Origin of the sequence: Microvirga sp., from assembly GCF_014699075.1 — a bacterium.
Taxonomy (GTDB): Bacteria; Pseudomonadota; Alphaproteobacteria; order Rhizobiales; family Beijerinckiaceae; genus Microvirga.
Genome location: NZ_JACXAB010000004.1, coordinates 55,719 through 69,429, shown reverse-complemented (window position 1 = coordinate 69,429; position 13,711 = coordinate 55,719). Strand labels below are relative to the sequence as shown.

Below are 13,711 nucleotides of genomic sequence, written 5' to 3'. Positions count from 1 at the left end.
ATCGATGATGAACGGCCCTCTCTCGTCGCAAGATCCTGGTTCGCTCGTGGGCCAGGAAGGCAGTGACCGTCGTGGCCGTCCCGGGGCCTGCGTGCTGCTGGCGTTTGTGGCGTTGCCCTCGGCTTGGTCGCGACTCAGGGTTTGCCGACATTGCTGTGGGTCACGACACCTCTAAGGCAGTATTCGATGATCATCTTGGTTCTGCATGCTGCTGTCGACTGCCGACTTGACCTTGGGTGCAGCCTCGGCTGCTATGCGACGGCCGGGGGATACTGGATCAGCAATTTCAGGGGGAGTGATGGGATACCTTCCACAGTGGCTGACGCACGGCGTCATGATTCCGGTTGGCCTCCTTGCTGTGAGCGCAGGCAACTCACTCGCCGCGGACCTGGGGCAAACGCCTCCGGCTCCCGTGATCGAAACGGCCGTTCAGCCGGCCTGGACCTTCCGTTTTACGCCCTATGGCTGGCTCACCGCATGGAATGGCACCCAGACCGTTCGTGGGCGCTCCGTGAAGGTCGACGCCAGCTTCATTGACATTGTCGAGAAGAGCGACACCCTCGTCGCCCTGATGGGAGACTTCGAGGCCCGCTTCGGCCGCTTCGCGCTGCTGAGCGACGTGGTCTGGAGCAAGGTCGGCGCGGAGCGCAGCAATATCCGCAGCCGCACACTGGCACCCGGCGTGACGGGAACGCTCGCCACCTCCCTCGGCTTGGATGTGGAGATGGTCATCGCCGAGGTCGGCGTCGCCTACGAGGTCGCCCGCTCGGGTCCGCTGGCCTTCGACATCCTCGGCGGTGTCCGGTATTGGTATCAGGAGGCGGATCTTTCACTTGCTGTCGCGGCTGCGGTCGACATTGGCGACCTCCAGGTGGCAGGTGCCCGGGCGTTCGCCCGCTCCGGTTCCGTCGATTGGCTTGATCCCATCGTCGGGGCACGGGTGCGCTACACCGTGGCACCGGGGCATGAGCTGCTCCTGCGTGCCGACATCGGCGGCTTCGGCGTCGGAAGCGACTTCTCCTGGCAGGCCATCGGTGCCTACGGGTTCGAACTCGGCACCTACCAAGGCATCACGTTCTCGGGCGTGATCGGCTATCGCGCCCTCTCGGTGGATTACGCCCAGGGCGAGGGCCGGCGGCGCTACGAGTTCGACATGATCCAACACGGTCCGGTGCTTGGTCTGAGCATGCGGTTCTGACGCGGGAGACCCGGGAATGCAGATCGTACAAGAGGGTGATGGGAAAACCGGGTGCCCTTCCGCTCCGCAGGACTGGCAGCCCTCGCACTTGGAACGGGCGTCGCTTGGCGTGTCTTGGCCGCGCTCGCCCGTTCGGCGGCTGTCCGTCGCCGTACTGGCCCTTGCCGTCGGCGGATGCGTTTCTATAGGCGACGAGACCCCCGCCGGCGGCGGCGGAGCGATCGGCCCCGCCGCGTTCGAGCGGGAGCGCCTGGTCGGACGGTGGGGCGTGGCGTCATTCCACGATGAGAAGGACCGACGGCGCACCGAGGCCGAGGCGAGGGCTCAATGCAGCCAGGCCTACGCGATCTCGAAGGGGCCGACGGACGGGGTGATGATGCATGTCGCCGACGACCCGAAGCGCTACGAGCTGCGGCTCAAGGGCGACGCCGGCGGCCGGACGTATCTCGGCTTCGAAGCGCCCCCGGGCCATCCGCAGGATCGTGAGGTCCTCTCCTCGGCCGACAACCTGATGACCATGCGCTTCGTCGATCCGGACGCGAACCGGCGCTACGGCACCTTCGTGTATGTGCGCTGCCGTGCCTGACGATCAAAATCCCTCATCCGTCCCGGAGAATGTCATGATTCTTCAGAGCCTATCGGCAGCATCGGGACCGGCAAGGACGCCGGCACGGCTTTCCGCCCTGGCGTGTTGCTGGCTCGTGATGTGCTTCCCCGCCCCCGCAGCAGCGCAGGCACGTTCGCTGGCCGCCGCGCAGGAAACCCTCGACGTGGGCGACCAGCCGGGCCGCATCTCGACCGAGGAGGCGGTGATCCGCGATGGACCGTTCGCGCGTCAGGTCGTGTTCTTCCGCTCGAACGAGGCGCCGGGAACGCTCGTCATCCACACCTCGGAGCGGTTCGTCTATCTCGTGCAGGGCAACAACCGCGCCCTTCGCTATGGCATCGGGGTTGGGCGCGAGGGCTTCCAGTGGTCGGGGCTCGTGCAGGTCAGCCGCAAGGCCGAGTGGCCGGACTGGCGTCCGCCGCCCGAGATGCTCACCCGGCAGCCCTACCTTCCGCGTTTCATGGCCGGCGGTCCGGGCAATCCGATGGGCGCCCGCGCGCTCTATCTCGGCTCGACGGTGTTCCGCATCCACGGCACCAACCAGCCCGAGACCATCGGCCACGCGATCTCGTCCGGATGCTTCCGCCTCGCCAACGGCGACATCATCGATCTCTATGCCCGCGTGCCGCTCGGCACCAAGGTGGTCGTGCGGCACGGTGCGAGCCTCTGACCCATTCGCGATATCGGATCCGTCCATCGCTCACGGAGATCACGTCTCATGTGGAACGTCGCCAAGGCCTTCGTACCTCCCGCCACAGCGGGCGTTGCTGCTGCGCTTCTGCTCGCCTCTGCCTTGCCCAGCGCCGCGGGAACGCTCGAAATGGTGCGTCAGCGCGGCAACGTACAATGCGGTGTCAGCGAGGGCCTTTACGGCTTCTCCGAGCGGAACGGGCAAGGTGAGTGGTCGGGCTTCGACGTCGACTTCTGCCGCGCGGTGGCGGCTGCGGTCCTGAACGATCCGACGAAGGTGACTTTCGTGCCTCTCTCGGCCGGCGAGCGGTTCGAGGCCTTGCGTGCAGGACGCATCGATCTCCTGTCCCGGAATTCGACCTGGACCCTGGAACGGGAGGCCGGCCTCGGACTTGCCTTCGCGGGAGTGACCTACCACGATGGTCAGGGCTTCATGGTCATGCGTGACCTCAACGTCACGTCCGCCCTCGAACTCGACCGAGCCAAAATCTGCGTCGAGGCGGGAACGACGAGCCAACTCAACGTCGCCGACTTCTTCTCCGCCAATTCCATGACGTTCGAGGAGCGCGCCTTCCCAACTGCCGCGGCTGCCCTCGAGGCGTTCCGATCGGGACAGTGCAACGTCCTGACCCGCGATCAGTCTGCCCTTTACGCGGAGCGCCTCAAGCTCCCGCAGCCGGCCGATGCCGTTGTCTTGCCCGATGTCATTTCCAAGGAGCCGCTGGGTCCGGTCGCGCGGGCGGACGATTTCGGGTGGTTGAACGTGGTGAAGTGGGTGAACTTCGCCCTCGTCAACGCCGAGGAACTCGGGATCACGTCAGGAAACGCGAGCGAGGCGGCGAGCTCCCGTAAGCCGGATGTGCGCCGCTTCGCAGGTGCCGAGGGCGGTTTGGGCAAGCTGCTTGGACTCGAGGACGACTGGGCGCTCCGCGCGGTCCGTGCTCGTGGGAACTACGCCGAGATCTACGAGCGCAATGTCGGTGTCGAATCGCGCCTTGGCATCCCGCGCGGCCTGAATCAACTCTGGACCATGGGGGGCATCCTCTATGCCCCTCCGCTTCGATGAAGCGCAATAGGCGAAGGCGACTGGTGAATACTGTCGCTGTCCCGAGTTGCGTCCGCAAGAGTGGCGAGTGTCCGGATTGGATCAGCCCAAGGAAGGCGTGCGTTCAGGAACATCCGATTGTCGCTGTACGCAGATAGTTGGACTGCTTCAGCCCTGTCCCGTTACAACCGTTCATCCACGCTGCACCCGAGCCTGTCTGCAAATCAACGCTGCGACAAATTCGCTAACGAAGGAGACCCAAGCTCTGGGGCGAACGGACGGGATGCGGCCGCATCTCCGCCAGGGGCTAGGTTTTCCGATAAGCTGACCTGGTGCTCACGTGAGCCGATAGATCGCCATGGCTCCCTCTCGGTTGCGCACCTCCCGTCGGTCCCAGAACACGGCCTGTTCGGGTTCGGGCAGGCAAGTGTAGACACCTTCAGTTATCAACGTGATCACGTCGCTGTCGTCGTGGACGTCCTTGCCGACCTGCTCCAGGCGCTGCGCGATGTTCACCACATCCCCGACAAGTGTGTAGTTCATCCGGCTGGGAGCGCCGATGTTGCCCACGAGAACAGGGCCCGTGCTGATCCCGATCCGCACCCGGACAAGGGCGAGGCCGCCCGCCAAGCGAGCCTTGTTGTCGGCCTGCACTTTCGAGGCGATCGCCCGTGCGGCCCGGCAGGCCCGCTCCACGTGATCGGGCTGCTCCTCGGGTGCGCCCCAGAAGGCCATCAGGCTGTCGCCGATGTACTTGTCAATCGTTCCGCCCTCGGCCTCGACACAGGCGCCCACCAGGGCAAAGTGTTTGTTCAGGAAGCTCGCCGTCTCGGCAGGCGACAGGCGAGAGGCCATTCGCGTGAAGCCGCTCAGATCCGTGAACATGACGGTGACATCCCGCTCGTAAGCCCGGGCGAGATCGTCATGCCCCTGAGCGATGAGGCGGTGAACCAAGCGCTTGGGCAGGTAGAGCTCAAACCAGCGCAGCGCCGCAACCATGGCATTCAGCGCCTGGCCCGCCGCATCGAGTTCCCGGATCCGGCTGTGTGGAAGAACGGGAACCTTGTCGAAGTCGAGCGTCCGGACGGCTTCCGTCACGCGAACGAAGTCGCGGATCGGGCGCGCGACCCGCCGCCCGACACCGATGGCGCTGAGCACGGAGGTGAGCAGGAGCCCTGATCCGATCAGGACCATCATCCGCAGGCGCTCCGCCTCCTGCCCGACGTCCGAACCGGGCATGGCCGCGCCGATGATCCAGGGCTTCTCGCCGAGCCTTGGGACCTCCCGGTACATGTAGATGAAGTAGTCGTCCGGGAAGGGAACGATATGCCCCTGGTCCGCCGACCTCAGCGGCAGGTTCATCGATCGGCGATCAGTCGACCAGATCGCTTGCAGCACCCTGTCGTCGACCTCGGCGAGGAGCGGCAACGGGCGCTCGCGTGTACCGGGCTGGGATCGGTCGGCCAATGCCGGGTGAGCCAGCACCTCGTCGTGACCGTGGAGAATGAACGCCTTCTGCCCAAGCGAGGAGATCTCGGCGACGTATCGCGAGAGTTCGGTGACCACGATGGCCGGGACAAGGATCCCGATGACATCACCGCCGCGATGCACGGGCACGAGATAGGGAATGATCGTCTGCTGGAATGGACTGCTCCAGACAGGCTCTCCCCAGCCGGCCACCTTGCCAGCTCGAAAGTCCTCCATGACCTTGATGATCTCGGGCCGGCCGGACCAGTCCTCCGTGAGGAAGCTGCCATCCCGTCGCTCCACCCGTGCGACCTCCAGACTGGAGCGGATGAAGCCGATCCCGGTGACCTGCGGTGTTGCGGCAAGGGCCGACCTGAGGGCCGTTTCAAGCGCCCTGGTGTCCGCTACATCGAGCTGCCCGTTCTCGATTGAGTTCTTCAGATACTCCGCCTGGGCCACCACTGGCCCAAGATGCTGCCGGATGCGCTGCTCGATGGAGGACAGGATCAGGCTAGCCTTGTCGGCCAGAAGCTCGCCGGTGTTCCGGCCCGCCCCTCCAAGGCTCACGATGAGAACGGAGCCGACGGCCAGAAGCATCAAGCCCCCGAAACTGATTGCCAGAACCGCGCTGAGAGAAAAGAGGCGTGGAGAGATGCGCTTTCGCATGCAGATCTCGAATGACAGGACTGATGATGAAAACGCTCCTACTGCATGAGCCACCCGTAGCTGACTACCATCGATTGGCCGGTGAGCGCGCTCGAGGGGAACATCGCCAGGAATAGGGCCGCTCCGGATCGCGAAGGCGTCAGTGCCCGCTGAACACGAGGGTCTGGATCGGCAGCACCAGCGCCTGGATGCGCAGGATCATCGCATGCACGATGCCGACCGCATCCACCGCGTGAAGGACCAGGCCCCTGGTGGCGCCGACCTGGCCGGAGTCGATCAGATCGTGGTTGCTAGTATAGGCGTTGGCGATGCAGGAACTGCCAGGCGTCACGCCGTCCAGCCCACCCTCGTAGAGCGGCTCAAGGAAAACCAGAATGGTGCCCGGCCGCACCACTTGCTGCGGGTCGAGCAGTTGCTCGCCGCCCCGGAACTGCCCGGCGGCGATGAAGTCCTGCACCTGCGTCACGACCATGGGGATGACGGTCCAGGGCTTCGAGATGCAGGTGACCTCCGCCACCATGCCGACCTTCATGACCTGCGCCTCGATCTGCCCGAAGCCCGCCTGGATGGCCTTGCGCCCGGCGCCTTCCGGAATCAGGATCCCGGCCGGGCGCATGAACGGATTAACGATGTCGCCCACCCGCAGCGTGAACTGCTCCACCCGCCCATTCACGCCCGCGCGGACGATGGTCTTCCGAAGTTCCACCTCGGCCTGAGCCAATGCGGCTTCGGCACTGGCCTTCTGGGCCGGCAGGAGGGTGGAGATCTGCGCCTCGGCAGCGCTCTTTGCGGCGGTGGCGGCATCGATCCCGCCTTGGCGTCCCTGCACAACAACCTGGAGCCGCTCGATGTCACGGACCGCGACGGCACCTGGGTTGCGCCGATAGATCTCCTGCTTCGTCTGGAGTTCGTCCACCGCCTGCTGATGGTCGCTCCGGGCCTCCTGGATCTTTCCCTCCGCCGCCAGAACATCGGTCTTGGCCGCCACCAGAGCAGCATCGACCTCGGCGATCTTGCGCCGGGCCGCCTCCGCCGCCGCTTCCTGGGTCGCGCTGTCGAGCCGGAAGATCGGCGAGCCTTGCTTCACCTCACCGCTTACGCCATCGACATAGACCTCGGCGACGCGGCCGTTGGTTTCCGGCAGGATCGGAACTGTCCGGTAGTACAAGGTGGCGCTGGTCGTGGAGGGATGATTGTAGAAGATGACCGTGATCAGCCCCACCGTGAGCATCAGGCAGGCAACGATGCCCCACCGCAGCTCGAACCAGACCGAGTAGAGCGTGATCTCCTTACCAGGCCGCTTTCCCTGGCGGTAGCGGCGATAGAGATAATCCGGCAGGATCGTGAGCACCGAGCATAGTAGCAGTTCAAGCATCGGTCCGCTCCTTCGGCATGCGGGAGAGAGTGATGATCTTCGGCACTTCGGCCGTGCCTTCGTCCGAGGCATGGTCGGTCACAGTTCCGTCGGGCTCGCCGTCGGCGCCCTTGCCGGGTGGGATGTCGGCGATCTTCTCCAGCGATCCGGCGATCCGGCGCAGCGGCCACCCGAAATCGGGGATGTCGATCAAGGCGAGCAGCAGGCCGGCAACCCAGAAGGCGTGGATATGCGTGAACAGGGCCAGCAGGCCCAGCACAGCGACGATCTCGAACTGGAGCTTGTGGCCTTTATGGGCGATCCGCTCGGGGAGCGTGTGCAGACGGAGGAACAGGAGGCCGACGGCCATCACGGCGACGATCAGGACCACGGCCATGGCCACCATGAACACGTCCGTCTCGCCAGGGCCGACGATGAACGCCGGCAGATGATGGGGGGCGGCGGGATTGAGCGATGGGTTCATCCTGGATCTCCTCTCGAAGACATGTCCCGGTTCTTCATGGCCTGCTCCGCCGCGCTCAGCGGTTTGACGGGTTGCAGATCCTCATGGGCGATGGTGGGTCGTCGTGGTAATGGCTTTCCCTTCGGGCCGAACCAGGATCGGGCGAGATCGCATCACGGAGAGCGCTGTCGGCGCGGCTTCGTCGACGCGGCGCCCTGAGCCATCTCAAGGCAGGTCAGCATGTCGACGTAGCTGGGCGAGCCGCCGATCTGGGCTTCCCCCGCGCACCTTTCGCGGTGGGCTGCGGCCGCACTGCCCCACATCGTGTTGAGCTCGCGCTCGGCGTCCGTCTCGTCCCGCATGCAGCCCTCGTACGGGGGGCATCCTCCGCAAGCAGGCGCGGCGCGGCCCGACAGGTCGCCTCGATGTCGAGCCGCGGAACCTGTTGGGCCGCGGCGGGGCTGAGACAAGCTCTTGGGACCAGCAACGCGATCCCTAAACAGTATGCTCTCATGGCAACCTCCTCTGCGAGTGGTGGTGGTTCAGGGCGGTGCATGGCAGCAGGAGACCATCGGCACACCACCATGATCTTCGACGTCCAGTGGTCCGTACCTCGCCCACCGACCTGTCAGTCCGGCCGGTAATCAAAGGCATGCTGCAATCAATGACCACGATCAGCACTCCACCAGCTTGTTGCGGATCGCGTAGCGGATCAGCGCCGCTGTCGTGTCGAGGTTGAGCTTGCCCATGGCCGCAGCGCGATGGGTCTCGACCGTCTTGGTGCTGATGCTGAGGATGTCCGCGATCTGCTTGTTGGTCCTGCCCTCGGCGATGAGCTGCACCACGGCCTTCTCGCGGGAGCTGAGCGCCGACTGGTCTGCAATGCCCTTCGACAGGTAGGTTTCAAGCAAGGCCTCGGAGACCTTGCCCGTGAAGAACGGCTTATGAGCGGCCAGGCTCTCCACTGCCGAGATCAGGAACTGCCTGGCGTCGGACTTGAGCAGGAACCCCCGGGCACCTGCTTCGAGAACGTCGCGGACCAGGCTGTCGGTGTCGTGCATGGTGAAAATGAGGACTTCCACGCCCGGAACACGCCCCCGGATCTGCCGGGTGGCCTCGATACCGTTCACCAGCGGCAGGCTGTAGTCGAGCACCACGACATCCGGCCGGGTGGCCAGGGCTTGGTCGATGGCCTCCTTGCCGTCCCGAGCCTCGCCGACCACCTCCCAGCCTTCATGCCCTTCCAGGATCGCCCGGACGCCGGAGCGGACCACATCGTGGTCATCAGCGATCAGGATGCGCGTCATGGCGAGCCTCTCTTCCGCGGCCCGGTGCCAGCGGTCGTTCCGGTCAGCCCGAGTCTTAGGGTAGGATACACCTCCCGGCCGCCTCGCTCACCTGCGCAAAACCCTGAAACTATGAGGGGCAGACCCTGAAACTTCAGGAGCGGACCTCGCCATCCGCCTCGGTCGGGTCCGACAGCCACTGCATCCGCAGACGCCCAGCCCGTGGCAGCGCCCGTCCAGCCCTTGTGACCGGGACCAGCGCGACGACGCAGGTGCCGCTCCGGCCGGAGCGGATCATCAGATCGCCGCCAAACTGCTCCAAGCGGGCCCGCATGCCCACAACGCCGACGCCGAGCCGTATCGGTCCATCCGGCCGGACCGCACCTGCCATCCCATGACCATTGTCGCGGATACGAACGATCAGGCGACCGGACATGATCCGAGCGTTGACCGACACGTGCGAGGCGCCGGCGTGTCGATGCACGTTGGTGAGCGCCTCCTGCACCACGCGCAGGATCGCCCGCTGGAGGTCCAGCGGCAGCTCGTCGACCTCTTCCGGGATGCGGATCCGGGCGACGAGGCCCGCCCGCCCCGCGAAGCCTTCGGCAAAATCCCGCAACGTGGCCTGAAGACCGTCCTTCGCCAGGTTTGGTGGATGCAGCAGGTAGGTAAAGATGCGCAGTTCCCTCAGCGCCTCACCGAGTTGTCTCTCGATCTCCGCGAACGCCGAGCGGGATGCCGGAGTCGCCACGACTGCTCCCTCAAGGCCTGATAGCCCGAGGTTCGCCGCCACCAAGTGCTGCGCCGTCGAATCGTGCAGCTCGCGGGCGATGCGTTGCCGCTCCTCCTCCTGGAGGGCGAGCAACTGGCCCGACAGTTCGTTGACCTGTCTCTTTGCGCCGGCGACCTGATCCGACAGTGTCCGGAGCGGCTGCTCCACCTGGCGAGCGGTGAACAGGGCCGCCGCTCCCCCGGCCAGAAGCAGGAAAGCCGCCATCCCCGCCATCTGCCGCAGGACGCCAGTGACCGGTGCATTGACGAGGGAGAGCGGGACCGCGACCACGGTCGTCCAGTTCGTTGCCCCGGAACTTCGGTATGCGACCAGGACCGGAACTCCGCGCTCGTCTACGTCCTCGATGAAGCCTTCGACCGTCTCGCTCCCGTTGGCGGCGAGCCGTGCCGCGAGGGCGCCCGGCATGGGAATCCGCGATGACGTCTCGGCCCCTCTCGTGGTCACGATCGGCTGGAGCTTGCGGTCGTAGAGGCCTCGCGTCGACCCTTCGGCAACGTCTTGGCCACCCAGGATGGCTCCGAGGCGGTCCTGCGACAGGACGGTGGTGATGAAGCCTTTCATCGTGCCGTCGTCGTGGTTGATCCGCAGGCTGAGCGCGATGATTGTCGTCCCGGGCTTCACGAGGCTCGCCATCCGGCCCGACACCGTCCACCCGCGCTCCCGCACCCGGTTGATGGCCTCCGGATAGGTCGGGAAATCCCGGTGCCGGGGCAGCGCCGCCCCGAATGGCCGGAGGGTGTTGGCGACCTGCCCGTCCAGATCCTGAAGGATCAGCCAAGAGCCGTCAGGGATCGGCGTCGCCTTGAGCTGGTCGTAGAAGGCCTTGGCGTCGCCGGACTTCAGGGCCGGCGACGAGGACAAGCCCTTCAGCAGGGAATTGCCGGCCGCCACCTCCTGGTCGAACCCGAAGGACAGCGCAATCGCCGTCTCCAGGACGCGCTCCCGGATGTGCTGGCGCTCATGCAGGGCGTTCGTGAGCAGCAGCGCCGCCGCGACGACGCAGGTGACCAGGATGACGGTTGCGAAGGTCAGGACGACCCGGCCCCGCAGACGGGACGGCAGGCCCGGAAGCGAGCGCGCAACCATCGGAACGGTGCCATCACTCATGACGGCGACCTCCGGCCGCGAGGGCAACGCAACGGGAGCGAGGCCGCGACGGGATCCTCGCTCCGACAACATAGGTTAAACCCTGAGCCGGTGCGATGTCGACCGGGATCGCCATGAACCCGCGAGCCAAGCACCCGACCGACGCCATTCGGGCTGGGTTCCAGCCACCGCTGTGGGTGGGCGGACCAAATCAGGGTCTGCCTCCATCAGTTTCAGGATAGACCCTGATAGCCGGTGGCCGGGCGTTGCACGATACTGCGGCCATGCGAGGACGGGAGCATCGCCCATGCCGCAGGCCACACTCCACCATCGTCATAGCCACGGGAAAACAGACCCTTCGTACGCCGACATGATCCGCGTCCCCGGCGGCACGTTCCGGATGGGCTCGGACCGGCACTATCCCGAGGAGGCGCCAGTCCACCGCGTCACGATTGACGGGTTCCGGATCGACCCGACGCCGGTCACCAACCGCCAGTTCCGCGACTTCGTCCGGGCCACCGGGCATGTCACCTTTGCCGAGAAGCGCCCCGATCCCAAGGATTATCCCGGCGCCCTGCCCCACATGCTGTACGCGGGCTCGCTCGTCTTCACGCCGCCGGATCATCCGGTCGATCTCCGGAATTGGGGACAGTGGTGGACCCTGCTCAAGGGCGCCGACTGGCGTCACCCCTACGGTCCGAAGAGCAATATCCACGGCCTCGACAACCATCCCGTCGTGCACGTGACGTACGCGGACGCGCTCGCCTACGCATGTTGGGCCGGCAAGGACCTGCCGACCGAGGCCGAGTGGGAGGTCGCCGCCCGCGGCGGTCTCGATAGTGCCGAGTTCGCCTGGGGCGACGCATTCACGCCGGACGGGCGCCAGATGGCCAACACTTGGCAGGGCGCCTTCCCGTTCCAGAACTTGGCGCAGGACGGCTTCGAGCGCACCTCGCCCGTCACTGCCTTTCCGCCCAACGGCTACGGCCTCTACGACATGATCGGCAACGTCTGGGAATGGACGAGCGACTTCTACACGCCAAAGCACCCGGCCGATGCCGTGAAGGCCTGCTGCATTCCCGAGAACCCGCGCGGTGGTCATGAGGGCCAGAGCTTTGACCCCTGCCAATCTGAGACGAGGATCCCGCGCCGGGTGCTGAAGGGCGGCTCGCATCTCTGCGCGCCCAATTACTGCCGCCGCTACCGTCCGGCAGCGCGTCACCCGCAGCCGGTCGACACCTCGACAAGCCATGTCGGCTTTCGCTGCATCATCAGAGAGAGGAAGATCCCATGACCAGTGATCGTGCGTCCTCACAAATGCCCGGCGGACGTTTCCGCCTCCGGCGCATGCGGGCCAAGGCTGCCCTGTTCGGGGCCACGGCCCTGGTCTCGGCGGGCATGGCTGTCCCGGCCGTCGCCCAGGCCCCGCAGCAGAAGCCCAACATCGTTCTGATCGTTTCCGACGACACGGGTTACGGCGATCTCGGCCCCTACGGCGGCGGTCCCGGACGCGGCATGCCGACGCCCAACATCGATCGGCTCTCAAACGAGGGCATGACCTTCTTCTCGTTCTACGCCCAGCCGAGCTGCACGCCGGGCCGGGCCGCAATGCAGACAGGGCGGATCCCGAACCGCAGCGGCATGACCACCGTGGCGTTCCAGGGCCAGGGCGGCGGCCTGCCGGCGGCCGAGTGGACCCTGGGCTCGGTTCTCAAGCAGGCAGGCTACCGGACGTTCTTCACCGGCAAGTGGCATCTGGGCGAGGCCGACTATGCCCTGCCGAACGCCCAGGGCTACGACGAGATGAAGTATTGCGGCCTCTACCACCTCAACGCTTACACCTACGCCGATCCGACCTGGTTCCCGGACATGCCCCCGGAGCTGCGGGCGACGTTCCAACGGGTGACGAAGGGCGCACTGTCGGGCAATGCCGGGCAGCCGGCACGCGAGGAGTTCAAGGTCAACGGCCAGTACGTCAACACGCCCGTGATCAACGGCAAGGAGGGCGTCGTCGGGATCCCGTTCTTCGACGAGTACGTTGAGAAGGCCTCGCTCGATTACCTCGACCGGGCCACGCAGTCGCGAGACCCGTTCTTCATGAGCATCAACTTCATGAAGGTGCACCAGCCCAACATGCCGGCGCCGGAGTTCGAGCACAAGTCGCTGTCCAAGAGCAAGTACGCCGACTCGGTGGTGGAACTCGATGCCCGCATCGGACGGATCATGGACAAGATCCGCCAGGTCGGCGGCAACAACACGCTCGTCTTCTACACCACCGACAACGGCGCCTGGCAGGACGTGTATCCCGATGCCGGCTACACCCCGTTCCGTGGAACCAAGGGCACCTTGCGCGAGGGTGGCAACCGCGTGCCGGCGATAGCATGGTGGCCTGGCAGGATCGCGCCCGACACGAAGAACCACGAGATCCTCGGCGGTCTCGACCTGATGGCGACCTTTGCGTCCGTCGCGGGCACGAAGCTGCCGGAGAGGGACCGCGAGAACCAGCCGATCATCTTCGACAGCCAGGACATGACGCCGGTGCTGTTCGGGACGGGCCAGTCGCCGCGGAAGTCATGGTTCTACTTCACCGAGAACGAGTTGTCGCCCGGCGCAGTTCGTGTCAACAACTACAAGTTCCTGTTCAACCTGCGTGGCGACGACGGTGCCTCCACCGGCGGGCTCGCAGTCGACACCAACCTCGGCTGGAAAGGGGCGAGCAAGTACGTCGCCACGGTCCCGCAGGTCTTTGACCTCTTTCAGGATCCGCAGGAGCGGTACGACATCTTCATGAACAACTTCACCGAACGCACCTGGATGGGCGTGGTCATGGAGGAGGAACTCAAGAAGGTGATGAAGACCTACGTCGAGTATCCGCCGCGGAAAGTGCAGAGCTACGGCTACACCGGCCCGATCACGCTCTCCGACTACGAGCGCTTGCAGACCGTCCGCGAGGTGCTCGCCAAGGAAGGCGTCAATGTGCCGATGCCCTCGGGCAACTGATGTGACCTGGGAGGACCGTGCCTCGCATGGTCCTCCCTACAGTATGACCCGAGCGG

At 65.6% G+C, this 13,711-nt stretch carries 12 protein-coding genes; 6 read left to right on the top strand and 6 right to left on the bottom strand.

Translation table 11 applies throughout. The annotated features are described in order from the left end of the window. The first annotated feature begins 298 nt into the window (after nt 1-298). Genes IC232_RS08025 through IC232_RS08010 form a run of 4 tightly spaced genes read left to right on the top strand, consistent with a single transcriptional unit; the run spans nt 299 to nt 3,561 of the window. A complete protein-coding gene (locus IC232_RS08025) occupies nt 299-1,198 on the top strand; it encodes a hypothetical protein (RefSeq protein WP_190844414.1) in 900 nt (299 codons plus the stop codon). A 16-nt stretch (nt 1,199-1,214) separates the two neighbouring features. Continuing rightward, nucleotides 1,215-1,784, top strand: a complete 570-nt coding sequence (locus IC232_RS32280) for a hypothetical protein (protein ID WP_246812101.1) — start codon at nt 1,215-1,217, stop codon at nt 1,782-1,784. A 34-nt stretch (nt 1,785-1,818) separates the two neighbouring features. Further along, complete coding sequence (locus IC232_RS08015) at nt 1,819-2,475, top strand: L,D-transpeptidase (RefSeq protein ID WP_190844413.1); 657 nt, start codon at nt 1,819-1,821, stop codon at nt 2,473-2,475. Nucleotides 2,476-2,523: 48 nt separating this feature from the next. Further along, the gene (locus IC232_RS08010) at nt 2,524-3,561 is read left to right on the top strand and encodes an amino acid ABC transporter substrate-binding protein (RefSeq protein WP_190844412.1); all 1,038 of its coding nucleotides are present in this window, start codon (nt 2,524-2,526) and stop codon (nt 3,559-3,561) included. A gap of 315 nt (nt 3,562-3,876) precedes the next feature. Here the strand turns inward: IC232_RS08010 and IC232_RS08005 are convergent, their stop codons facing one another. The 6 genes from IC232_RS08005 to IC232_RS07980 all read right to left on the bottom strand — a co-directional run bounded on the left by IC232_RS08005 (nt 3,877) and on the right by IC232_RS07980 (nt 10,676). Continuing rightward, on the bottom strand, nt 3,877-5,673 hold the full coding sequence (locus IC232_RS08005) for an adenylate/guanylate cyclase domain-containing protein (protein ID WP_190844411.1): 1,797 nt from the start codon (nt 5,671-5,673) through the stop codon (nt 3,877-3,879). A gap of 139 nt (nt 5,674-5,812) precedes the next feature. After that, nucleotides 5,813-7,048, bottom strand: coding sequence for an HlyD family secretion protein (locus IC232_RS08000; RefSeq protein WP_190844410.1), 1,236 nt, complete (start codon nt 7,046-7,048; stop codon nt 5,813-5,815). Next, nucleotides 7,041-7,511: a hypothetical protein gene (locus IC232_RS07995; RefSeq protein ID WP_190844409.1), complete on the bottom strand. Its 471-nt coding sequence runs from the start codon at nt 7,509-7,511 to the stop codon at nt 7,041-7,043. The genes IC232_RS08000 and IC232_RS07995 overlap by 8 nt, the downstream gene beginning before the upstream one ends. Nucleotides 7,512-7,663: 152 nt before the next feature. Then, nucleotides 7,664-7,852 (bottom strand): hypothetical protein, encoded by a 189-nt coding sequence (locus IC232_RS07990; RefSeq protein WP_190844408.1) that lies wholly within the window; start codon nt 7,850-7,852, stop codon nt 7,664-7,666. A gap of 312 nt (nt 7,853-8,164) precedes the next feature. Continuing rightward, nucleotides 8,165-8,797, bottom strand: coding sequence for a response regulator (locus IC232_RS07985; protein WP_190844407.1), 633 nt, complete (start codon nt 8,795-8,797; stop codon nt 8,165-8,167). A gap of 133 nt (nt 8,798-8,930) precedes the next feature. Continuing rightward, entirely contained in the window at nt 8,931-10,676 is a 1,746-nt protein-coding gene (locus tag IC232_RS07980; RefSeq protein WP_190844406.1) for a histidine kinase, read from the bottom strand. A 349-nt stretch (nt 10,677-11,025) separates the two neighbouring features. Between IC232_RS07980 and IC232_RS07975 the strand changes: the two genes are divergently transcribed. Both IC232_RS07975 and IC232_RS07970 read left to right on the top strand, forming a co-directional pair. Beyond that, nucleotides 11,026-11,949 (top strand): formylglycine-generating enzyme family protein, encoded by a 924-nt coding sequence (locus IC232_RS07975; RefSeq protein WP_190844695.1) that lies wholly within the window; start codon nt 11,026-11,028, stop codon nt 11,947-11,949. Then, nucleotides 11,946-13,655 carry an arylsulfatase gene (locus IC232_RS07970; protein WP_190844405.1) on the top strand — a complete coding sequence of 570 codons (1,710 nt, stop codon included), beginning with the start codon at nt 11,946-11,948 and terminating at the stop codon, nt 13,653-13,655. The genes IC232_RS07975 and IC232_RS07970 overlap by 4 nt, the downstream gene beginning before the upstream one ends. Nucleotides 13,656-13,711 lie beyond the last annotated feature (56 nt).